Source organism: Desulfocurvus thunnarius (genome assembly GCF_055390965.1).
This window is the reverse complement of the sequence record NZ_AP042411.1, coordinates 154,027-176,568: the sequence shown is the minus strand read 5'-3', so window position 1 is coordinate 176,568 and position 22,542 is coordinate 154,027. Positions and strand designations below refer to the sequence as shown.

The window sequence follows — 22,542 nt, the reverse complement described above, 5'->3', positions numbered from 1 at the left end:
GGAGCCAAGTCATGAAGCTGTATCCCTATGCCGCCCTGACGCTGCTGACCCTGGCCGGGTGCGCCGCCTCCAGCGACAGCCACGTGCCGACCCCGGTGCTGACCCCGCCCGTGGTCGAGGCCCCGGCGCCCCAGGACAATCCGGGCTCGCTGTTCAACCCCGCCGACGCCAGCTACCTCTACGGCGACACCCGCGCGCGCAACGTGGGCGACGTGGTCATCGTCGAGGTGGTCGAGGTCGCCAAGGCCACCAACAAGGCCGACACCACGGCGGACCGCACCTCCAGCGTGGAGATGGGCATCTCCAACTGGTTCGGCAAGAACGACGCGCGCATCCTGCCCTTCGGGCCCAGCCTGGGCATGGTCGGCAAGGTCGGCGACACGCCGATGATCGGCGCCAGCTCGGCCAGCACCTTCGAGGGCACGGGGGAAACCAAGCGTGAGTCCAACGTGTCGGCCACCCTGGCCGCGCGCGTGGTGCGCGTTATGCCCGGCGGGTTGCTGGAGGTCGAGGGCGCGCGCGAGGTCAAGGTCAACAACGAGACCCAGGTGCTCGTGGTGCGCGGGCTGGTGCGCGCTCAGGACATCAGCCCCGCCAACACCATCGCCTCCACGCACATGGCCGACGCCAAGATCGAGTACTACGGCCAGGGCGTGCTGGCCGACAAGCAGCGCCCCGGCTGGATGACCCGCGTTTTGGACAACATCTGGCCGTTCTAGTCTTTGCAAGGAGAAGGTCCATGTCCATCGTTTCGCTGCTCCGCGCCCCGCGTCCCGCCCGCTCCGGCCACTGCGTGGTCCGTCTGGCGGCCCTGGCCCTGGCCGTGCTGGTGCTTTTGCCCGCCGGCGCCTGGGCCGTGCGCCTCAAGGACGTGGCCACTTTCGGCGGCGTGCGCTCCAACCAGCTCGTGGGCTACGGGCTGGTGGTCGGCCTGTCGGGCACCGGCGACAAGACCGGCTCGCAGTTCACCGTGCAGTCCGTGGCCAGCATGCTGGAGAAGATGGGCGTGGCCGTGGACAAGAGCAAGCTCAAGCCCAAGAACGTGGCCGCGGTGATGGTCACGGCCAAGATGCCCGTTTCCGCACGGCCCGGCACGAACCTGGACGTGACCGTCTCGTCTCTGGGCGACTCCCAGAGCCTGCTCGGCGGCGTGCTCCTGCTCACGCCCATGCGCGGGGTGGACGGCAACGTCTACGCCCTGGCCCAGGGGCCCCTGGCCCTGGGCGGCGTGTCGGCCGAAGGCGCGGCCGCCACGGCCCAGAAGAACATCACCACCGTGGGCACCGTGCCCAACGGCGCCACGGTGGAGCGGGGCGTGCCCTTCCAGTACAACGCCCAGGACGAACTGACCCTGAACATGAACGTGGCCGATTTCAGCACGACCATGAACGTGGTGGATTCCATCAACAACACCCTCGGCCAGGACTTCGCCCGCGCCGACGACATCACGACCATCCGTCTGGCCGTGCCCCAGGAGTTCCGGGGCAACCTCGTGCCGCTCATGGCCAGCCTGGAGAACCTGGAAGTCACTCCCGACGGCAAGGCCCGGGTGGTCGTGGACGAGAAGACCGGCACGGTGGTTCTGGGCCGCAACGTGCGCCTGACGCGCGTGGCCGTGGCCCACGGCAACCTGCAGATCGTGGTCCAGGAAAGCGCCGACGTGTCCCAGCCCGGGCCCTTCAGCTCCGGGCAGACCGTGGCCACCCCGCAGACCAACGTGAACGTCGCCGAGGAGCAGAACCGGCTGGTGATGATGGAGGGCGCGACCCTGCAGGAGCTTATCGACGGGCTGAATTCCATCGGCGCCACCCCGCGCGACCTGATTTCCATCCTCAAGAGCCTCAAGACCGCAGGCGCGCTGCACGCGGAACTGGAGGTCATGTAGCATGCTGGCTCCCAAGATCGACGCCCAGGCCGCCCTGGATCAGACCCGGACCGACGAGGTGCGCCAGAAGCTGGCCATGGACCGCGTGCGCGCGGGCCTGGTGCCCGCCGGGCAGGAAGAGAAGAAGCTGCGCGAGGCCACCCAGGGCTTCGAGGCCATGTTCATCCAGCAGCTCTGGAAGCAGATGCGCCAGACCGTGCCCCAGGAAGGCTACCTGCACAGTCGCGAAGAGGAAATGTACCTCTCCATGTTCGACGAGGAGCTGTCCAGGAAGATGGCCGGGGCCGGGGGCATCGGCCTGGGCGACATGCTGCACCGCGAACTGCGCGAGCAGCTCACGCGCTCGGCGGGCGGCGCGGCGTCGCGGCCCGACGCGGCCCTGAGCCCGCTGCACGCCTCGCCCATTTCCCTGAACGGCGCGGCGGATGTGAAGAGCCTAGCCGAAGCCGAGGCCCTGCGGCCCCTGGACGCCAGCGACCGGCGCATTCCCCTGGCTCCGCGCACCGAGCCGCGCTTCGATCCGCTGCTGGACATCGACCCCACCCTGCGCGACGGCGTGAGCAGCGGGCCGCAGATCATGCAGCAGGTCACGGCCCTGGCCACGCGCATCCGCCTGGAGAGCGGAGAGGGCGCTCCGGCCACCGTCGCGACCTTCGGGCCGGTGATTCCCGCCGCCGCCTCCGCTGAAGCCGTCTCCGCGCCCGCCGACGAAGGCGCGGCTCCGACCGAAGCCGCCGTTGCGCCCGGGGCCGCCCCCGCCGCCGCTTCCACCGTTTCCGCTGCTCCGGCCGCGGCCGCCGCGCCCGGAGGCATGCACTGGCCCGTGCAGGGCGAGGTCGTTTCCGGCTACGGCTGGCGGACGGATGCGGTCACCGGCGCCCAGCAGTGGCATTCCGGCCTGGACATCGCCGCCGCCGAGGGCGACCCGGTGGCCGCCTGCTGGGACGGCAAGGTAGTTTTTGCCGGGCAGCGGGGCCGTTTCGGCAACATGGTCATTCTCGAACATCCCGGCGGATGGCGCAGCTACTATGGCCACAACCGGGCCAACCTGGTCTCCGAGGGCCAGACCGTGACCGCTGGCAGCAAAATTGCAGAAGTGGGCACGACGGGAAGGACCTCGGATGCCCACCTGCACTTCGAAGTCAGGCGCGAAGACAGGGCGGAAAATCCCCTTGAGGTTATGGAACGATTGCAGGCCGGGCTTTCCGGGACAACTGCCAGCATGCCGGAGTAGGGGCGATGTTCGAAAAGCTGATGGAGAACGTGGGGCGGCAGGAGAAGGGGCTCGCGGTGCTCCTCGAGTTGTTGCAGGAAGAATTTTCCCTGCTGACGGGGCGCGATCCCAAGGCCGTCACGGGCTGCGAATTCTCCATCCAGGAGCTTTTGCGCCAGTTGGCCGCCGAACGCGTGGCCCTGCGCGCGGTGGTCAAGGCCACCGTGCCCGGGGCGCGGTCGCTCAAGGACGTGCTGGCGGCCCGGGGCGAGGCCGGGGCGCTCCTGGCCGAGGTCATGGAGCGCGTGGACGCCCTGGAGCAGCGCTGCGCCGTGCAGGCCGAAAAGAATTCGCATCTGGCCATGGCCTTGGCGGACCAGAGCCGCAACATGCTCGACTTCCTGCACAAGCAGATCCAGCCCAAGGGCAACGCCACCTATTCGCAACGGGGCCGCGTGTCCTCAAGCCATCCCGAGGCCGCCCTGTTCCGCGGGAGGTCGTAGATGGCCGGGCTGAACACGATCCTCGACATCGGCAAGGGCGCGTTGTTCGCCTCGCAGACGGCCATCAGCGTCGCGGGCAACAACATCGCCAACGTCAACACCCCGGGCTACGCCCGCCAGGCCGTGCGCCTGGAGGAGCAGTACGCCCTGGACCGCACCCCGGGCCAGATCGGCACCGGGGTCAAGACCGTCGAGGTCATCCGCTATTTCAACTCCTTCGTGGAGCAGCAGTACGTGGACAAGGTGTCCACCCAGCGCCGCTGGGACGCCGTGTACCAGAACATGCGCGCCCTCGACAGCCTGTTCAACGAAAGCCAGACCGAGGGCATCAACGCCTCCATCGCCCAGTTCTGGCAGGACTGGCAGGACCTGGCCTCCCACCCCGAACTGAACGCCTCGCGCGAGGCGCTGCTCGGCAACAGCCAGACCCTGCTCTCGGCCATCCACACCGTGGCCGACGACATGCGCCGCATGCAGGTCCAGATGGACGAGTTCATCGCCCAGGAAGTGGACACGGCCAACGACATCATCAAGCAGATCGCCGAGGTCAACCTCCAGATCCAGACCTCCGACGTGCCCGGGCAGAACAACGCCAACAGCCTCTACGACCGGCGCGACCAGCTCGTGCGCGAACTGGCGGGCTACCTGGACGTGGACTACGTGGACAACGGCGGGGGCGAATTCACGGTCATGACCAAGGCCGGGCACGTGCTGGTCGACGGCGTGCAGACCTACAAGCTGGCCTTCGAGAGCCCCAAGAGCGCCCAGGAGCTGACCGGAGGGTCGAGCTTCGACGGCGACGTGTATTTCGAGGGCGGCGACGATTTCGAATACACCCTCGAAGTGGTCCAGCCCGGCGACGTGGCCCTGGGCGGCACGGCGGCGCAGTTCCGCGTGTCGCTGGACGGCGGCAAGACCTGGATGACCGACGACGACGGCAACGAGATGCACTTCGCCGCGCGGCCCGACGAGGGCAAGATGCGCATCGGCGACCTGAACATCTGGTTCGGCGACAAGGCCGACGCCGGGGCCGACCCCGCAGGCACCCTCGTGGAGGGCGACAGCTTCACCATCGTGCCCAAGAAGGGCCTGTACTGGTACAAGACGACCTCCACGCCGATGAACATCACCCCGCAGCAGTACGCCAACGGGGCCGACAACACCCGGCGGCTCACCGGCGGCAGCCTGGCGGGCTATTTCCAGTTCCGCGACGAGAACATCGGCAGCTACGTGGACAAGCTCGACGGCTTCGCCAAGTCCTTTGTTTGGGAGGTCAACCGGCTGCACAGCCAGGGCGCGGGCGCCCAGAACCACGTCAACATGGTCGGCACCTACGCGGTGGACTCGACCTCCGCGCCCCTGGGCAGCAACAGCTCCGGCCTGGTCTGGGCCGACCGGCTCCAGCAGGGCAACATGCAGATGTTCTTCTACGATTCCAGCACCGGGGAACTGGCCTCGGGGGCGTCCTTCGGGCCGCTGGATTTCGGCGGCGGGGCCATGTTCGACCCTTCCGTGCATTCCCTGGAAGACGTGGCCGACGCCGTGAACAACACCTGGGGCACCTACGTCACCGCCGACATCGTGAACAACCGCCTGCGCCTGACGGCCGAAAACGGCTACGAGTACGCCTTCGGCACGGACACGGCGGGCCTGGCGGCGGGGCTCGGCCTGAACACGTTCTTCGACGGCACCACGGCGGCGGACATCGAGCTGACCACCATGGTCCAGTCGGACCTGGACTTCATCGCCACCGGGCACGTCAACGGCGCGGGCGAGATCAATACGGGCGACAATACGACGGCCGGCGCCATCGCCGCCCTCAAGGACAAGGCCGTGGCCATCAACACCAACTCCGAACGGCCGACCAGCCAGACCCTGGCCAAGTATTTCAACAGCATCGTGACCAGCGTGGGCGGCGACACGTCCACGGCGCAGTTCAACTACGAGTACAACGAGGCCCTGGCCACGGACCTGGAGTCGCGCCAGCAGGAGACGGCGGGCGTGAGCCTGGACGAGGAAATGAGCAGCCTCATCAAGTACCAGCACTCCTACACCGCGGCGGCCAAGCTCATCTCGGCGGCGGACCGGATGCTCCAAACCCTCCTGGGCATCAAGAACTAGGCGGAGACAGCCATGCGCGTGACCCACTCCAACAGGTTCAACATGTACATCGGGAACCTGAACGGTTCCCTCTCCGAACTGATGGAGCTGAACATCCAGGCCGCCACGCAGAAGGTCATCAACAAGCCTTCGGACAACCCCGTGGGCATGGCCCGCGTGCTCGGCCACCGCGACACCCTGGCGGCGCTGGACCAGTATCGCGCCAACGTGAGCACTGCCAAGGGTTGGCTCAGCCTGGCCGACAACAAACTGACGCGCATGGAGGAAATCCTGACCCGCCTGCGCGTGCTGGCCGAGCAGACCTCCACGGGCAACGTCAGCGCCGACAACCGCAGCCAGGTCAGCTACGAGGCGCGCCAGCTCTACGAGGAGCTGGTGGTACTGTCCAATACCCAGTACGAGGACAAGTACATTTTCGCCGGCCACAAGACCGACACCAAGGCCTACGAGCAGGCTCTGTGGGTCACGGACAACGACGGCTCCACGGCGGGCACGAACTTCACCATCACCGGGGCCGCGCAGAGCACCGTGCTCGTGCGCTTCACCTCGGCGGGCACCGTGGGCACCGACGCCCTGACCTACGAGTATTCCACCGACGGCGGCGACACTTTCGTCAACGGCACGCTTGCCGCGGGCGACACCCAGCTCGACCTGGGCTCGGTGCAGCTCGACCTCGAGGCCGGAACGGCGGTGACCCAGCACGACCCCGCCGTGAGCGGCAGCACGGGCAACGGCACCTGGCTCTGGGTCCGGCCCACGGCCATCTACCAGGGCGACGACAACGACAGTCTGGTGGTCGACAAGCTCGGCTCCAGCAATCTGGATGTCACGGCAAACGGCCTGTTCGACAAGAACATCACCGTGCGCATCGACAACGACACCACCCTGGACGGCAACCCGGTGCACTATTCCTACAGCCTGGACGGCGGGGCCAACTGGGTCACGGGGCTGTCCACCGACGGCTCGGGCGACCCGGCGAACCTGACCCTGGTCGTGCCCGGCGGGACCATGACCCTGTCCGACTCCGGCGGCGGCAACCTGCTGGCCGCGGGCGAGCAGTTCGTCATCCGCCCGCACACGGCGAGCATTTCCCTGGAAATTTCCCCCGGGGAGAACCTGCCCATCAACAACGTGGGCAAGGACATCTTCGGCGGCATCTACACCGACCCCGTCACCGGGCAGACTTCCATGGTTTCCGGCCTGCCCGACGGGGTGAACATGTTCGACGAGATCGGCAAGCTGGTCGGCTACCTGGAAACCAACAACCAGCAGGGATGCGGCGAGGTTCTGGCGGCCATCACGCCCATCGGGCAGCACCTGATGAACAATGCCGCCCGGGTGGGCGCCCTGGAAAACCGGCTCCTGGTGGCCGACGGCGTCCTGGAGACCATGCAGCTCAACGAGAAGGAACGCATGTCCGAGGTGGAGGACGCGGACCTGGCGGAACTGATGACCAAGCTCGCCAACCAGCAGATCGTCTACGAGACCGTGCTGCGGTCCTCGTCGATGGTCATGCGTCTGAGTCTGGCGAACTTCATGTAGCGCGCACGCAGGACGCGGGCGCAAACGGCACGCAAGCAAGGAAGGCGATGGATACGCGATGCTCATACTGACACGGCGACCCGGGGAGAGCATCTACCTCGGGGACGACATAAAACTCACGGTGCTCTCGGTACAGGGCAAGCAGATCAAGATCGGGCTGGAAGTGCCCGACGACATGCCCGTCTACCGGGAGGAGGTCTACCTGCGGGTGCAGGAACAAAACAAGCTGGCCCTTCAACTCACGGACCAGGATCTCCTGGCGGCGACACGGTTATGGCAAAAAGAGAAATAACGCAGAAGGTGCAGACCCGTCTGGGCAACCTGGCTGTGGACATGGACCGGGTGATCCGCTTCCCCCGTGGGCTCATCGGTTTCGAGGACTGCAAGGAATTCACGCTGCTGCAATTGCGCCAGGATTCCCCCTTCCTCATCCTGCAAAGCCTGGAACGCCCCGAACTCGGGCTCATGGTGGCCGACCCGTTCTGCTTCATCGTCGACTACAACGTGAAGCTGGGCACGGCGGAGCAGAAAATCCTGAAACTCGACAACATCCGCCAGCTCGCGGTGCTCGTCACGGTGAGCATCCCCAAGGGCCGGCCCGAGGAGACGGCGCTGAACCTCATGGGGCCGATCCTGGTCAACCACGAGGCGCGCATCGGGCTCCAGGTGCCGCAGGTGGACTCCAAGCACCCCAGTCGCTTCCTGGTCGGCGCCCAGACGCAGGCGCCGGAAACGCGGGAAGCCGCCGAGCCCCTGGCCGGTCGGGCGGGGGGCTAGGCGGCTTCCGGAGCCGGAACCGGGCCGGGCCCGGCTACAGCAGCAGTTCGAGGTCTTCCTCGACGATCTTGGCCGCGGTCTTGCGGATGTCGGGCTGGTACTGGCCCGACTCCACCAGGGCCTTGAGTTCCTCGACCTTCTGGCGGCGCACGTCCGGGGCCTGCTGGGCCGCGCTCATGGCGCTGCCGAAGAGCCTGGCCTCGCCGGACAGGGTGACGGAGTCGCCCTGTCCGGACGAGGCCTTGGCGCCCTTTTCCTTGCGCGAGGACGGTTCGGGCTTGTCCACCTGGCCGTAGCCCTTGAGGCTGCCGATGAGCCCTGTGATTTCCATTGCCATTGTCTTGCTCCCCTGCCCCGAGTCCTCAGAGCATCGTGTCGCTCACCTTGTCCAGGGTGATCTCCCACAGCCGCTTGAACACGGCCTGTTTCTCGGCGCCGGTGACCTCCCGGGCGCCTTGGTCCGTCATCCTGAACACTTGCAGATCGATGGCAGCGGGCGGGTATTGGAACTGGAACTGCTCCCCGAATTCGCGGTTCAGGCTGCTCAGGATGGACTGGACGGTCGGGTTCTCGCTCCCGGTGACGACAAGATTTTCAACGATCTCCCTGGAAACTTGCTCCACCAGCAGCCGCCGCTTGGCCTGACGCAGGGTGGCGGTCTCTTCGTCCACCTCGGTGAAGGAGCGCCGGAACCGCGCCAAGCGGCGCGCGCTCGTCATTTGACGGGCGTAGGTCCGGAGCATTCTCTGCGTTTCCAACGGGCGTGCTGCGCTCAAAGCGGTTTCCTCTCGCAAGACTTATCGGCAGGGGCGGGTACTTTCTTTAGGGGTCGGGGTCGATTTTGCCGCTTTCGGGCCGATTGTCCGGAAACTGCTGGCGGGCGCATCTATTTCTGCGCCGCCCTTTCCGGGGTGGCCCCCGGCGCCTTGAATTGCTCCCCGCCATGAGCTAGAGAAGGAACCCATGTCCACGATACCAAAGACCGTTCTGCTCGTCACCAAGGCAGGCCATGCCCAGGCTCCGGCCCTGGCCGAAACCATCGCCCACTGGCTGCGCACCCGGGGCGAGAGCGCCCGCGTGGCCGAACACCGGGCCGGGCAGGGCGGCCCGGGCCTGCCCGTGGACGGCTGCGACCTCGTGCTCGTGCTCGGTGGCGACGGGACCATGATCAGCGTGGCCCGCGAGGTGGCCGGGCGCGCGCCGCTGCTCGGGCTGAACCTCGGGCGGCTGGGCTTTTTGACCGAACTGACTCCCGAGGGCTGGCGGGAACCCCTGGCCCGGCTGCTGGACCGGGGCGTGCCGTGGTGCGAGCGCCTGGGGCTGGCCTGGGAGGTGCTGCGCGACGGCGTCGTGGCGGCCTCGGGGGCGGTGGTCAACGATCTGGTGGTCAACCGCGGCGCCCTGGCCCGGCTGCTGCACCTGTCCCTGGCCCTGGACGGCGAGGACCTGGGGCACCTGCGGGCCGACGGGCTGGTGGTGGCCACGCCCACGGGGTCCACGGCCTATTCCATCTCCTCGGGCGGGCCCATCGTGCATCCGTCCCTGGCGGTGTTCACCGTGACGCCCATCTGTCCGTTTCTCAGCAATTTCAAGCCGATGGTCCTGCCGGGCGCGGCTGAGCTGCGCATCGCCGTGCGCGACGCGGGCACCGAGGTCTTCCTGACCCTGGACGGGCAGGGCGCCTTCGCCCTGCGCGCCGGGGACGAGGTGCTCGTGCGCCGCTCCCCGGCGGGCATGAAGCTGGCCGATGCGGGCATCACCACCTACGTTTCGCGCCTGCGGGCCAAGGGCGTCATCGAATAGCCGCGCCCGCCCGGGCCCCCGGCGCAACCGCAACACCTGGATGGAACCATGACCCCGCGCCGCTGCGTCGTGATTTTGGCTGCCCTGGCCCTGTTGGCGGCTCTGGCCGCCTGCGGCCCGACCCGGACCTGGACCCGCCTGGACGACGGCGCCGCGCGCGGCGTGGCCCGGGAGCTGGCCCCTGCGTCCCAGGGGCTGGGTTCCTGGGCGGAACTGGCCCCGGCCCTGGAACGCAGCCTCCAGTACGTGCGCGTCAAGCCGCAGGACGCGGTGGTCGTGCGCCAGGACGGGCTGGCCCTGACCTGGGGCGACCTGGGCCGGACCCTGGAAACCCTGCTGGCCAGCCTGCCGGAACTGGACGCCGACCCCGGGCTGCTGGCCCGGCGCTTCACCTGGCTGCGGCTGGCCCCCCGGCCGCTCATGACCGGCTACTACGCCCCGCACCTGGACGCCAGCCCCGTGGCCGACGAGCGGCACGTTCACCCGCTCTACGCCCGCCCGCCGGAGTCGCAGGAGGCGGACCTCGGGCAGTTCCACCCGCGCTGGGCCGGGCAGCGCCTGACGTACCGCATCGTGGACGGGCGGGTGGCGCCCCTGCCCACGCGCGAGGCCATCGACCAGGGCGGGGCCCTGGCCGGACGCGGCCTGGAACTGGCCTGGATACATGACCCCGTGGACGCCTTTTTCCTGCATATCCAGGGCTCGGGCATCCTGCGCTTTCCCGACGGCAGCGTGCGCCACGTGCTCTACGACGGCAAGAACGGCCATCAATACGTGAGCCTGGGCAAGGTGCTCATCGAGCGCGGGCTGGCCCCGGCCGAGGGCATGAGCATGAAGGTCATCCGCGAATTCCTGGCGGCCCACCCGGAGCGGATGGACGAACTGCTGGCCACCAACCCGAGCTACGTCTTCTTCCGCCTGGGAGACTCCGGGCCTTACGGGGCCATGGGGAAACTGTTGACGCCGCGCGTCAGCGTCGCTACAGACCCGGGACTTGTGCCCCTGGGCGCGGTACTGGCCCTGGAGGCCGTCCTGCCGCCCGAGGCCCCCGGCGGCCCGGCCCTGCGCGTGGCCGGGCTGGCCCTGGCCCAGGACACCGGCGGCGCCATCAAGGGCCACCGGCTCGACTACTACTGCGGCGACGGCCCCGATGTCGAATTCCTGGCCGGGCACATCAAGGACCCGGCCACCGTCCATCTGCTCGTCAGCCGCGAGGTGCTGCCATGACCCCGACTTCCCCGACGGCCCCGACTTCCTGCACCGCCTGCGCCCCCGGCCCGGGCCCGGCGGTGGATTTCGCCGCCCTTGCGGCCTGCGTGCGGGCGCTCATCGAGGTCCAGGGCCCCCTGGTGGCCGAGTGGCACGCGGCCGAGCCCCCCGATGCCGGGCCCGGCGCCGAGCCCGCCCCGGCGGCGGATCTCGCCGTGCTGCGCGCCCTGGCCGCCGGGCAGCATCTGGCCAACTTCCGGCTGTGGCACGTGGAGGACGAGGCCCGACGCACCGACGTGGGCCCCGAGGTCATCGCCGACTGCAAGCGGCGCATCGACGGCCTGAACCAGCGCCGCAACGACCTCATCGAAAGGGTGGACGCCTGCCTCGTGGCTTTGGTAACACCGTTCATCCCCGAGGGAACCCCGGCGCGCCACAACACCGAGACCGTGGGCATGGCCCTGGACCGGCTGTCCATCATCGCCCTGAAGATCCACCACATGGACGAGCAGGCCCGGCGCGACGACGCGGACGCCGCCCACCGCGAGGCCTGCGCCCGCAAGCTGGCCGTGTTGCGCGAGCAGCGCGACGACCTGACCCGGGCCGTGCTGGAGCTTCTGGACGACTACGCCCGGGGCCTGCGTCGGCCCAAGGTCTATTATCAGTTCAAGATGTACAACGACCCCGCCCTGAACCCCGCCCTCTACGCCCGCCGGGGCGCCTAGGGCGGCAAGGAAGCGCCGCCATGCCCGTCTACGAAGCCGTCATCGGCCTGGAAGTCCACGCCCAGTTGCGCACCGAGTCCAAGCTCTTCTGCTCGTGCTCCACGCGCTTCGGCCAGGAGCCGAACACCAACGTCTGCCCCGTGTGCACCGGCATGCCCGGCACGCTGCCCGTGCTCAACGCCCGGGCCGTGGAATACGCGACCATGATGGCCCTGGCCGTGGGCTGCCGCGTGAACGCCCGCAACGTTTTCGCGCGCAAGAACTATTTCTACCCCGACCTGCCCCTGGGCTACCAGATTTCGCAGTTCGACCTGCCCCTGGCCGAGGGCGGCGCCGTGACCATCGACGCGGGCACCGGGCCGAGGACCGTGGGCATCACGCGCATCCACATGGAGAACGACGCGGGCAAGAGCATCCACTCCCAGGCCGACAATGCCTCGTTCGTGGACCTGAACCGCGCGGGCACCCCGCTCATCGAGATCGTCAGCGAGCCGGACATGCGCAGCCCCGAGGAGGCCGAAGCCTACCTGCGCGCCCTGCACGGCATCGTGACCTGGCTGGGCATCTGCGACGGCAACATGGAGGAGGGCTCCTTCCGCTGCGACGCCAACGTCTCCATCCGCCCCGTGGGGCAGGCGGAGTTCGGCACGCGCACGGAGCTCAAGAACATGAACTCGTTCCGCAACGTGCGCCGGGCCATCGCCTACGAGATCACCCGCCAGGAGGACCTGCTGGCCGACGGCGGCGCCGTGGTGCAGCAGACGCGGCTGTTCGACGCCGACAAGGGCGTGACCCACGCCATGCGCGGCAAGGAGGAGGCCCACGACTACCGCTATTATCCCGACCCGGACCTGCTGCCGGTGGAGATTCCCCAGGCCATGATCGACGCTCTGGGCGCGGCCCTGCCCGAGCTGCCCGCCGCGCGGCGGGCGCGTTTCGAGGCCGACCTCGGCCTGCCCGCCGAGGCCGCCGCCGCGCTGACCGCCGAGCGCGCCCTGTCCGATTACTTCGAGGCCGCCGTGGCGGCCTACGCCGAGCCGCGCAAGGTCGCCAACTGGATGCTCTCCGAGATGCTGCGCCGCCTGAACGACACCGGGGCCGCCGTGGCCGACTGCGCCCTGGCCCCCGAGGGCTTCGCGGCCATCGTGCGCATGGTCGAGGAGGGCGCCGTGAGCCAGAAGAGCGGGCGCGACATGTTCGCGGCCCTGTTCGCCGAGGGCGGCGACCCCGAGGCCTATGCCCGCGAGCACGGCCTGGCCCAGGTGTCGGACAGCGGAGCCCTGGAGGCCGCGGTGGACGCCGTGCTGGCCGCCAACCCGGCCGAGGTCGAGGCCTACCGCGCGGGCAAGACCAAGCTCATGGGCTTTTTCGTGGGTCAGGTCATGCGCGCGACCAAGGGCCAGGCCAACGCCAAGCTGCTGAACGAAATCATCGCCGCCCGCCTGGGCTGACGCCCCGGGCCGACCCCAACCGCACCGAGGTTCCCGTGGATTGGCATATCCGCTTCAACGACGCCCAGGCCCGCCTGGAACTGCTGGATCAGCGCATGCTTCCCGTGCGCGAGGACTGGTTTTACTGCACGGACACGGCCAGCACCATCTATGCCCTGCAAACCATGGTCGTGCGCGGGGCTCCGGCCATCGGCGTGACGGCGGCCTACGGCTGCTGGCTGGCCGCGCGCGAGGCCGCCGCCACGGCGGGGACGGCGGAGCAGGACTGGCGCCCGTGCCTGGACGCCCTGCTGACGGACCTGGAAAACGCCCGGCCCACGGCGGTGAACCTGGCCTGGGCCGTGCGGCGCATGCGCGCGGCCTGGGAGCCGGAGCAAGGCATCGAGGCCCTGTGCGCCTCCTGGCTGGCCCTGGCCAAGGAGATTCACGAGGAAGACAAGCGCTTCTGTCGCCGCCTGGGCGCCGTGGGCGCCGCGGTCATCGACGACGGCGACACGGTGATGACCCACTGCAACGCGGGCGCCCTGGCCACGGCGGACTACGGCACGGCCCTGGGCGTCATTCGCGGCGCGTGGGACGCGGGCAAGCGCAACATCCGCGTCATCGCCAACGAAACGCGGCCCTTTCTCCAGGGCGCGCGGCTCACGGCCTGGGAGCTGGCCAAGGACGGCATCCCCGTCAAGGTCGCCTGCGACAACGCCTGCGCCCTGCTGATGAAAAAGGGGCTGGTCCAGAAGGTCGTGGTCGGCGCGGACCGCATCGCGGCCAACGGCGACGCGGCCAACAAGATCGGCACCATGGGCGTGGCCATCCTGGCGCAGCATTTCGGCGTGCCGTTCTACGTGGCGGCGCCGCTGTCGACCATCGACCCCGCCACCCCCGACGGCGACGCCATCCCCATCGAGGACCGCACCCCGCGCGAGGTGACCCACGTGGGCGCCACGCAGATCGTGCCCGACGGCGTGGAGGTCTACAACATGGCCTTCGACCCGACCCCGGCGGCGCTCATCGCGGGCATCGTCACCGAGGTGGGGATTCTCCGGCCGCCGTACAAGGAAAGCATCGCGGCGGCCCTGGCCGGGCGCTGAATGCCCGGCGCCGTCCGCCGCCCCCTTGCGCGCGGCGGCGAATCGGGATAGCACCACGGGCCGCCCCGGAGCCCCCCGCTGCCGGGGCCGGGCGCGGCCCGCGCCTTTCTGTTCCACTCCCTGCAAATCTACGCTATACGGACAATCATGCTCGCAACCATCGCCATCATCGGACGGCCCAACGTCGGCAAGTCCACGCTGTTCAACCGCCTGCTGCGCCGCAACAAGGCCCTCACCCACGACATGCCCGGGGTCACGCGCGACCGCATCCACGGCGTGGTGCGGCCTCAGAGCGGGCGGCCCTTCACTCTGGTGGACACCGGCGGGCTCGTGCCCGAGTCCAACGTGGACATCGAGCGGGCCATCGAGGAGCAGGCCGCCGAGGCCCTGGCCGAGGCCCAGGCCGTGCTGCTGGTGGTCGACGCCCGCGAGGGCCTGACCCCGGTGGACGCCCAGGTGGCCCGCGAGCTGCGCCAGAGCGGGCGGCCGGTGCTGCTGGTGGCCAACAAGGTGGACGGCGGCGAGCAGGAGAGCGTGGCCGCCGAGTTCCACGCCCTGGGCCTGGAAATGCTCTGCGTCAGCGCCGAGCACGGCCATGGCGTCCCGGCCCTGGTGGAGCGCCTGGAGCGTTTTCTGGACGAGCACGGCATCGACTCCGCCGAGCCGCAGATGGACCCCGAGGCCCGGGGCCTGCGCATCGCCATGCTCGGGCGGCCCAACGCGGGCAAGTCGTCGATCATCAACGCCATCCTGGGCGAGCGGCGGCTCATCGTCTCCGACGAGGCGGGCACCACCCGCGACAGCGTGGACGTGACCTTCGAGCGCGGCGGACGGACCTACACGTTTGTGGACACCGCCGGGGTCCGGCGGCGCACGCGCATCGAGGACGCCCTGGAGCGCTTCTCGGTGCTGCGCAGCCTGAAGAGCAGCGCCAAGGCCCAGGTGGCCGTGCTGGTGGTGGACGGCATGCAGGCCATGTCGCACCAGGACAAGCGGCTCATCGAGTTCCTGGACCGCGAGAAGACGCCGTTCATCGTGGCCGTGAACAAGACGGACCTGCTGCCCAAAGACACCATGACCGCCCTGCGCGAGCACTACGCCAAGGAACTGGCCATGGTCGGCCACGTGCCCATCGTCTACACCAGCGCCCTGACCCGGGCGGGCCTGGGCGGGCTGCTGCCCCTGGCCGAGAAGATCTGGGCCGAGTGCTCCCTGCGCGTGGGCACGGGCGAGTTGAACCGCATCATGCAGGAGGCCATCGAGCGCCACCAGCCGCCGCTCATCAAGCGCCGCCGGGCCAAGTTCTATTATCTGACCCAGGCCGCGACCCTGCCGCCGACATTCGTGTTTTTCGTCAACGATCCCGAGCTGGTGAAGGAATCCTATCAGCGCTATCTCGAAAAGCAGTTGCGTAAGTTCGTGGGCCTGAGCATGGCGCCCATGGCCGTGCATTTCCGCGCCAGCCACGAGAAGAAAACCACCACGACCAAGCCGCGCCGCCCGGCCCCCGAGCCGCGCCGCGCGCCCAAGCCGCGCCAGAAATCCACCAAGCTCGGCCCCGCGCCCGAGGGCGGCGCCGCTCCGGCCGCCAAGGGCGCCCCGGCGCCCGCGACCAAGGGCAAGCCCGGGGCCGACGCCCCCCGCCCCCGGCCCGCCAAGCCCAAGGGCCGCACCCCGGCCAAGGGCATCGCCCGCAAGCCCGGCGGCGGCAAATCCGGTGCGCGCAAGGCGGGCGCGGGCAAGGGTGGCGCCAAAGGCGGCGGCAAGGGCGGGCGCGGGTAGGGCGCCAAGCCCGGGGCGCCTTTCGCCGCCTTGCCGCCTTGACCTCACCCGGGGTTTTTCTTACCTTCGTCCGTCACGCCGCGCGCCCATACCACGCCCGGTTCCGCAGGGCCCGAAAGAGCCGGGGCGGACCGGGGGCGACCCGGGGCCGGGTCGTCCCGGCGCTCAACTCTTCATCCCCGAGGGAGTCTCCACCATGGTCCAGAAAGCCGAAAGCATCTGGTTCGACGGCAAGCTCGTGCCGTGGGATCAGGCCCAGGTCCACGTCCTGACCCACACCCTGCACTACGGCTGTGGCGTGTTCGAGGGCATCCGCGCCTACAAGCTTGCCGGGGGCGGCTCGGCCGTCTACCGCCTGAAGGAGCACATCCACCGCCATTTCAATTCGGCGAAGATCATGGAAATGAAGATTCCCTTCACCGAAGAGGAGATCTGCGACGCGGTCATCGCCACGCTGAAGGCCAACAAGCTGGCCGAGGGCTACATCCGGCCGCTGTCCTTCATCGGCGCGGGCGTCATGGGCGTGAACCCCGGCGACAACCCCATCCAGACCATCATCGCCACCTGGCCCTGGGGCGCCTACCTGGGCGAGGAAGCCCTGGAGAAGGGCATCCGAGTGAAGACCTCCACCTTCACCCGCCACCACGTGAACGTGATGATGACCAAGGCCAAGACCGTGGGCAACTACTGCAACTCCATCCTGGCCAAGCGCGAGGCCGTGGCCGACGGCTACCACGAAGCCCTGATGCTCGACACCGAAGGCTACGTCTCCGAAGCCTCGGGAGAGAACATCTTCATCGTGCGCCGCGGCAAGCTCAAGACCACGCCGCTGACCTCCGTGCTCGACGGCCTGACCCGCGACTCGATCATCGCCCTGGCCAAGGATCTGGGCTACGAGGTCATCGAGGAGCGCTTCACCCGCGACGAGCTGTACAGCGCCGACGAGGCCTTCTTCTGCGGCACCGCCGCCGAGGTCACGCCCATCCGCGAGGTGGACCGCCGGACCATCGGCGCGGGCAAGGCCGGCGACGTGGCCAAACACATCCAGCGCGAGTACTTCAAGATCGTCAAGGGCGAGAACCCCAAGTACGACGCCTGGCTCGACAGGTACGACATCTAGACCGCATCCGCCCCGCGCCGCGCCCCTCCCGGGCCCGGCGCGGGGCAGGGCCCCGCATGAGCCAGACCCACCTGACCCACAAGTACCGCCCGCAGCGCTTTTCCGAAGTCGCCGGGCAAGAGGTCATCAAGACCATCCTTTCGCGTGCGGCGGCCACGGGCGCCGTGGCTCCGGCCTATCTGTTCAGCGGCACGCGCGGCGTGGGCAAGACGACCATCGCGCGCATCTTCGCCAAGGCGCTGAACTGCGAGCAGGGCCCGGCCGCCGAGCCCTGCAACCAGTGCGCCCATTGCCGCCAGATCCAGGCCGGTGCCGCCGTGGACGTGATGGAGATCGACGGCGCCTCGCACACCGGCGTGGACAACGTGCGCTCCCTCAAGGAGGACGTGGGTTTCGCGCCCATCGACTGCCGCTACAAGGTCTTCATCATCGACGAGGCGCACATGCTCTCCAAGGGCGCCTTCAACGCCCTGTTGAAGACCCTGGAAGAGCCCCCGGCCCACGCCACGTTCATCATGGCCACCACCGAGCCGCACCGCTTTCCGGCGACCATCATCAGCCGCTGCCAGCATTATACCTTCCAGCGCCTGGGGCAGAAGGAACTGGAAGAGCATCTGGCCGGGCTGCTCAAGGCCGAAGGGCTGGCCTACGACGCCGACGCCGTGGCTCTGTTGGCCCGGCGCGGGGCGGGCAGCGTGCGCGACGCCATGTCCCTGCTGGGGCAGGTGCTGGCCCTGGGCGGGCAGCGGCTGACCAGCGCCGACGTGCGCCAGGTGCTCGGGCTGGCCGGGCGCGACATTCTTTTTCGGCTGCTGGAGGCCATCCACGGCCGCGATTGCCTGGGCGTCTCGACCATTCTGCGCGAGATTCTGGACCAGGGGCTGGATCTGGGCTTCTTTTTACGCGAACTCACGGAATGCTGGCGCACGCTGTTCCTGCTGGGCCAGTCGGGCGAGGCAGCCCTGGCCGTGCTGGATATCGGCGAGGACGAAGCCGCGCAGTGGATGGAGTGGACCCGGCGCTTCGACCCGACCCACGTCCACGCCTGCTGGCAGTTGACCCTGGAGGGCCAGCAACGGGTCAAGGGCAGCCTGGAACCGGCCCTGGCCCTGGAATTGCTGCTGCTCAACCTGGCCTGCCTGCCCCGGCTGCTGCCCCTGGGCGACATCGCCCGCACGGGCGCCGCGCCTGCCGGTCCTGCCGCCCCTGCGGCAGGGCACGCGGGGGGAGGGCAGGGCGCCCCGGCTCCGCCCCGGGCCGGAGCCGCGCCGCACGGCGCCGCGCGCAACCGCGAGGCCGCGAGCGCGTCGCACGCCGCCTCCAGCGCTGCCGCGGAGGATGCCGAAGCCGACGACACGGACCCAGGCGCCGCCCCGGGCATGCTGCCGGGGCCGGGCCAGGAGCAGGCGCCTGAGCCCGCACACCGCGCCGCACCCCCGGCCACGCCGGACGCGGACCCCGACGCATGGCGCGCCGAAATGGCCGACGCCGCCCCCGGGGCTCCCGATCTTGAGCCTCCGGCGCCCGAGCCCTCCCGGGGGCTGCCCCCGGCGCACCCGCGTGCTGCGCATCGCACCGCGCCCGCGCCTTCGGTGGCCGGGCACGGCGTGCCTCTGCCCGAAGGGCCGCGCTCCTGGGCAGGGTTCCGCCAGTTCGCCCAGGCGGTGCAGGAACGCACCGGGCGGGGCGTGAACGGCCTGATGCAGGCCGAAGCGCAATTCGCCGAGGGCGTGCTGACCCTGGAATGCCGCAGCCAGATGCACTGCAACCAGATTCGCCGCGGCGAGGCCTTTGCGGCGCTGACGGCCCTGGTGAACGACTATTTCGGGCCGGAAACGGCCATCGAGTTCCAGATTCCCGAGCGGTCGCAGTCGAACCGCAGGGACATGGAATCCCTGGCCAAGGCCCATCCGCTGGTGCTGTCCGTCATGGACGCCTTCGAGGCCGGGTTCGTGGAAGCGCGTCCGCCCGAGGTCGTCGTTGCGGACGAACCCGACACGCAACAAACAGAAACCGATGGAGAATAAGCCATGCGTGGCATGAACGACCTGATGCGTCAGGCGCAGATGATGCACAAGAAGATGGAGAAGCTCCAGACCGAGATGAAGGAGCGCGAGGTGGAGGCCAGCGCCGGGGGCGGCATGGTCAGCGTCACGGCCACCTGCGCGGGCGAGGTGCGCGCCATCCGCATCGACCCGGCCTGCGTGGACCCCAACGACGTGGAGATGCTTCAGGACCTGGTGCTGGCCGCCGTCAACGAGGCCGTGAAGAAGGGCAAGGAAACCGCCGAGGCCGAAATGAAGAGCATCACCGGCGGCGTCAACATCCCGGGCATGTTCTAGGAGCCTCGGCGTGCAGCAGCTTCCCGAGCCGCTCAAGGCGGTGGTTGACCAGCTCTCGCGGCTGCCGGGCCTGGGGCCGAAATCGGCCCTGCGCGCGGCCCTCGAGCTGCTCAAATGGCCCCTGCCCAAGGCCCAGGCCCTGGGCCGGAGCATTCTGGACCTGCGCGAGCGGCTGTTCTTCTGCGACCGCTGCGCCAGCCTGTCGGACTGCAACCCCTGCTGCATCTGCGCCGATCCGGCCCGCGACGGCTCGCAGCTCATGGTCGTGGCCGAGTGGGACAGCCTGCTGGCCATCGAGGACGGCGGATTCTACAAGGGCCGCTATCTGGTCCTCGGCGGGCTTCTGGCTCCGCTGGAGAACGTGACCTCCCAGAACCTGGAAATCCCCCGGCTGCGGGCGCGGCTGGCCGAGGGCCGGGTGACGGAGGTCATCCTGGCCCTGGGCACGACCCTGGAGGCCGAAACCACGGCCAGTTTCATCAAGGATCTCGTGGCCCGCGCACACCCCGCCGTGCGCGTCAGCCGCCTGGCCCAGGGCATCCCCCTGGGCGCCGAGGTCAAGTTCGTGGACCGCGAGACCCTGCGCCAGTCGCTGCGGTTCCGCCAGGACCTGTAGCGCCGCCCCGGCGCGCCCCGGCGGGAGAGCATGTCCGAGACCCTGAAAGCCGAAGTCAAGAGCGTGGTCTACCACAACCCGGCCAACGGCTACACCGTGGCCCGGGTCCGCGCCCGGGGCGAGGCCGGGGACGTGACCGTGGTCGGCACCATGGCCCAGGTCTGCCCCGGCGAGATGCTCGACCTCACGGGCCGCTGGGTGGAGCACCCCAAGTTCGGGCGCCAGTTCGAGGTCCACGTGGCCCAGCAGGCCATGCCCGCGACCATTAACGGCATCCGCCGCTATCTCTCCTCGGGCAACGTGCGCGGCATCGGCCCCAAGCTCGCCGCCCGGCTGGTGGACCATTTCGGGGCCACGGTGCTGGACGTGCTGGACCAGGAGCCCGAGCGCCTGCTGGAAGTCGAGGGCCTGGGCCGCAAGAAGCTCGCGGCCATCCGCGAGTCCTGGGCCGGGCAGCACGAGGCGCGCAACCTGATGATCTTCCTGCAATCGCATCAGGTGTCGCCGACCCATGCGGCGCGCATCTGGCAGCGCTACGGCAGCGGGGCCGAGGCCAAACTGCGCGAAAATCCCTATGAACTGGCCTACGAGATCCGTGGCGTGGGCTTTCGCACCGCCGACGGCATGGCCCTGCGCCTGGGCTTTTCGCCGGACGCGCCCCAGCGCGTCGAGGCCGGGGTGATCTACGCCCTGTTCGCCGCCAGCGAGAAGGGCCACCTGTTCCTGCCCGAGGACGAGCTTGTGCGCCATGTGCTGGGCCTGCTCGCGGGCTGGGAGCGCGTGCTGGCGCCCCCCGACGCCGCCGATGGCCCCCCCGGGCCCGGCGACGGCGGCGAGGGCGAGCCCGCCATGGGCCCGCCGGATGAGGACGGCCCGCCGCCCTGGCTGCTGGAGGACGACCCGGAGCTTGCCGGCGCCGGGGGCGGCCCGGGGCCCGAGGCCGTGCGCACCGCCGTGGCCGCCCTGGAGCACCGCAAGCGCGTGGTGGTCGAGGATCTTTCGGCCCAGGGCGTGCCGCGCGCGGTGTTTCTCATGCATTTCTACCGCCACGAGACCGAGACGGCCACGCGGCTGTACCACCTGATCGAACACCCCACGCCCATGGATTTGGCGGCCATCCGCAAAGTCATGCCCGGCATCGAGGCGGCCGCGCAGGTGGAGCTGTCCGCCGAGCAGCGCGAGGCAGTGTTGGCCGGATGCGAAAACAAGGTTTTCGTCATCACCGGCGGCCCGGGCACGGGCAAGACGACCATCACGCGCACCCTGGTCAGCGTGCTGACGGCGCTCAAATTCAAGGTCAAGCTGGCCGCACCCACGGGCCGGGCGGCCAAGCGGCTGGCCGAGGCCACGGACCATCCGGCCTCCACCCTGCACCGCCTGTTGCAGTACTCCCCCGAGGGCGGCTTCCAGCTCGGGGAGGACAACAAGATCGAGGCCGCCGCCGTGGTGGTGGACGAGGCCTCCATGCTCGACGAAGCGCTGTTCCTCGCGCTGCTGCGGGCCCTGCCCCTGACCTGCCGTCTGGTGCTCATCGGCGACGTGAACCAGCTCCCTTCGGTGGGTCCGGGCAACATCCTGGGCGACATCCTGGCCAGCCAGGCCGTGCCCCACGCCGTGCTCACGCGCATCTTCCGCCAGGCCCGCGAGAGCCTCATCGTCACCAACGCCCACCGCGTGAACGCGGGCCAACTGCCCGAAAACAACGAGCCCCCCGGGCCCGCGGACGATTTCTTCTGGGTCCGCCGGTCGGACCCCGGCGACATCCGCGACTACATCCTGCATCTGGCCACCGAGCGCATCCCCCGGGCCTATGGGCTGGACCCGCGCCGCGACATCCAGGTGCTCACGCCCATCCACAAGGGCCCCCTGGGCACCCAGGTGCTCAACCGCCTGCTTCAGGACCGGCTGAACCCCAAGGGCCGTGAAATCCGGCGCGGGGAGACCATCTTCCGCCAGGGCGACCGCGTGCTGCAACTGCGCAACGACTACGACAAGGACGTGTTCAACGGCGACCTGGGCTGGATCGCGGCGGTGGACCCCGCCGAGGGCGAACTGCTGGTGGAATTCGACGGCCGCGAAGTGGCCTACGAGGCCCACGAACTGGACGAACTGGCCCCGGCCTACGCCGTGTCGGTGCACAAATCCCAGGGCAGCGAGTATCCGGCGATCATCATGCCCGTGGTGCCGCAGCATTACATCATGCTCGAACGCAACCTGATCTACACCGGCCTGACCCGGGCCCGGAAGCTGGCCGTGCTCATCGGGCCCACGCGGGCCATGGCCATCGGCCTGGGCCGCGCGGGCAGCCGCAAGCGCAACACCAACCTGCAATACCGCCTCCAGGCGGCGTGCAACCGCTAGGGGA

The 22,542-nt window shown here is 69.3% G+C and carries 21 protein-coding genes; 19 read left to right on the top strand and 2 right to left on the bottom strand.

Features of this window, described 5'->3' with window-relative positions; all coding sequences use genetic code 11:
* Nucleotides 1-11 precede the first annotated feature (11 nt).
* The 8 genes from ACZ5KV_RS00760 to fliW are packed head-to-tail and all read left to right on the top strand — an operon-like array spanning nucleotide 12 to nucleotide 8,041.
* A complete protein-coding gene (locus ACZ5KV_RS00760) occupies nucleotides 12-719 on the top strand; it encodes a flagellar basal body L-ring protein FlgH (RefSeq protein WP_464240434.1) in 708 nt (235 codons plus the stop codon).
* 20 nt (nucleotides 720-739) lie between these two features.
* Nucleotides 740-1,885, top strand: a complete 1,146-nt coding sequence (locus ACZ5KV_RS00755) for a flagellar basal body P-ring protein FlgI (protein ID WP_464240433.1) — start codon at nucleotides 740-742, stop codon at nucleotides 1,883-1,885.
* Nucleotide 1,886: 1 nt separating this feature from the next.
* Nucleotides 1,887-3,119: a peptidoglycan DD-metalloendopeptidase family protein gene (locus ACZ5KV_RS00750; RefSeq protein ID WP_464240432.1), complete on the top strand. Its 1,233-nt coding sequence runs from the start codon at nucleotides 1,887-1,889 to the stop codon at nucleotides 3,117-3,119.
* A 5-nt stretch (nucleotides 3,120-3,124) separates the two neighbouring features.
* Nucleotides 3,125-3,601, top strand: coding sequence for a flagellar protein FlgN (locus tag ACZ5KV_RS00745; protein ID WP_464240431.1), 477 nt, complete (start codon nucleotides 3,125-3,127; stop codon nucleotides 3,599-3,601).
* Entirely contained in the window at nucleotides 3,602-5,722 is a 2,121-nt protein-coding gene (gene flgK / locus ACZ5KV_RS00740) for a flagellar hook-associated protein FlgK (protein ID WP_464240430.1), read from the top strand. It begins immediately after the preceding gene.
* Between the two features lie 12 nt (nucleotides 5,723-5,734).
* Nucleotides 5,735-7,264, top strand: coding sequence for a flagellin N-terminal helical domain-containing protein (locus ACZ5KV_RS00735; protein WP_464240429.1), 1,530 nt, complete (start codon nucleotides 5,735-5,737; stop codon nucleotides 7,262-7,264).
* 58 nt (nucleotides 7,265-7,322) lie between these two features.
* On the top strand, nucleotides 7,323-7,556 hold the full coding sequence (csrA, locus tag ACZ5KV_RS00730; RefSeq protein ID WP_464240428.1) for a carbon storage regulator CsrA: 234 nt from the start codon (nucleotides 7,323-7,325) through the stop codon (nucleotides 7,554-7,556).
* The gene (gene fliW, locus ACZ5KV_RS00725; protein WP_464240427.1) at nucleotides 7,538-8,041 is read left to right on the top strand and encodes a flagellar assembly protein FliW; all 504 of its coding nucleotides are present in this window, start codon (nucleotides 7,538-7,540) and stop codon (nucleotides 8,039-8,041) included. The genes csrA and fliW overlap by 19 nt, the downstream gene beginning before the upstream one ends.
* Before the next feature lie 34 nt (nucleotides 8,042-8,075).
* On the opposite strand, the gene flgM is transcribed toward fliW, so the two are convergent.
* Nucleotides 8,076-8,378: a flagellar biosynthesis anti-sigma factor FlgM gene (gene flgM, locus ACZ5KV_RS00720; protein ID WP_464240426.1), complete on the bottom strand. Its 303-nt coding sequence runs from the start codon at nucleotides 8,376-8,378 to the stop codon at nucleotides 8,076-8,078.
* A 25-nt stretch (nucleotides 8,379-8,403) separates the two neighbouring features.
* On the bottom strand, nucleotides 8,404-8,784 hold the full coding sequence (locus ACZ5KV_RS00715; protein ID WP_464240425.1) for a DVU0524 family FlgM-associated protein: 381 nt from the start codon (nucleotides 8,782-8,784) through the stop codon (nucleotides 8,404-8,406).
* A gap of 220 nt (nucleotides 8,785-9,004) precedes the next feature.
* On the opposite strand from ACZ5KV_RS00715, the gene ACZ5KV_RS00710 reads away from it, so the two are divergent.
* From ACZ5KV_RS00710 to recD2, 11 genes are all read left to right on the top strand, one after another.
* Nucleotides 9,005-9,844, top strand: a complete 840-nt coding sequence (locus ACZ5KV_RS00710; RefSeq protein ID WP_464240424.1) for an NAD(+)/NADH kinase — start codon at nucleotides 9,005-9,007, stop codon at nucleotides 9,842-9,844.
* 48 nt (nucleotides 9,845-9,892) lie between these two features.
* Entirely contained in the window at nucleotides 9,893-11,071 is a 1,179-nt protein-coding gene (gene mltA / locus ACZ5KV_RS00705; RefSeq protein WP_464240423.1) for a murein transglycosylase A, read from the top strand.
* The gene (locus ACZ5KV_RS00700; protein WP_464240422.1) at nucleotides 11,068-11,778 is read left to right on the top strand and encodes a DUF4254 domain-containing protein; all 711 of its coding nucleotides are present in this window, start codon (nucleotides 11,068-11,070) and stop codon (nucleotides 11,776-11,778) included. The genes mltA and ACZ5KV_RS00700 overlap by 4 nt, the downstream gene beginning before the upstream one ends.
* Before the next feature lie 20 nt (nucleotides 11,779-11,798).
* A complete protein-coding gene (gene gatB, locus ACZ5KV_RS00695; RefSeq protein ID WP_464240421.1) occupies nucleotides 11,799-13,229 on the top strand; it encodes an Asp-tRNA(Asn)/Glu-tRNA(Gln) amidotransferase subunit GatB in 1,431 nt (476 codons plus the stop codon).
* A 35-nt stretch (nucleotides 13,230-13,264) separates the two neighbouring features.
* Nucleotides 13,265-14,317, top strand: coding sequence for an S-methyl-5-thioribose-1-phosphate isomerase (mtnA, locus tag ACZ5KV_RS00690; protein WP_464240420.1), 1,053 nt, complete (start codon nucleotides 13,265-13,267; stop codon nucleotides 14,315-14,317).
* A 147-nt stretch (nucleotides 14,318-14,464) separates the two neighbouring features.
* A complete protein-coding gene (gene der, locus ACZ5KV_RS00685; RefSeq protein WP_464240419.1) occupies nucleotides 14,465-16,099 on the top strand; it encodes a ribosome biogenesis GTPase Der in 1,635 nt (544 codons plus the stop codon).
* Between the two features lie 196 nt (nucleotides 16,100-16,295).
* A complete protein-coding gene (locus tag ACZ5KV_RS00680) occupies nucleotides 16,296-17,219 on the top strand; it encodes a branched-chain amino acid transaminase (RefSeq protein ID WP_464240418.1) in 924 nt (307 codons plus the stop codon).
* Between the two features lie 56 nt (nucleotides 17,220-17,275).
* A complete protein-coding gene (dnaX, locus tag ACZ5KV_RS00675; RefSeq protein ID WP_464240417.1) occupies nucleotides 17,276-19,246 on the top strand; it encodes a DNA polymerase III subunit gamma/tau in 1,971 nt (656 codons plus the stop codon).
* Between the two features lie 3 nt (nucleotides 19,247-19,249).
* A complete protein-coding gene (locus ACZ5KV_RS00670) occupies nucleotides 19,250-19,561 on the top strand; it encodes a YbaB/EbfC family nucleoid-associated protein (RefSeq protein ID WP_464240416.1) in 312 nt (103 codons plus the stop codon).
* 10 nt (nucleotides 19,562-19,571) lie between these two features.
* Nucleotides 19,572-20,177: a recombination mediator RecR gene (gene recR, locus ACZ5KV_RS00665; RefSeq protein WP_464240415.1), complete on the top strand. Its 606-nt coding sequence runs from the start codon at nucleotides 19,572-19,574 to the stop codon at nucleotides 20,175-20,177.
* A gap of 30 nt (nucleotides 20,178-20,207) precedes the next feature.
* Nucleotides 20,208-22,538: an SF1B family DNA helicase RecD2 gene (recD2, locus tag ACZ5KV_RS00660; RefSeq protein WP_464240414.1), complete on the top strand. Its 2,331-nt coding sequence runs from the start codon at nucleotides 20,208-20,210 to the stop codon at nucleotides 22,536-22,538.
* The last annotated feature ends 4 nt before the right edge of the window (nucleotides 22,539-22,542 follow it).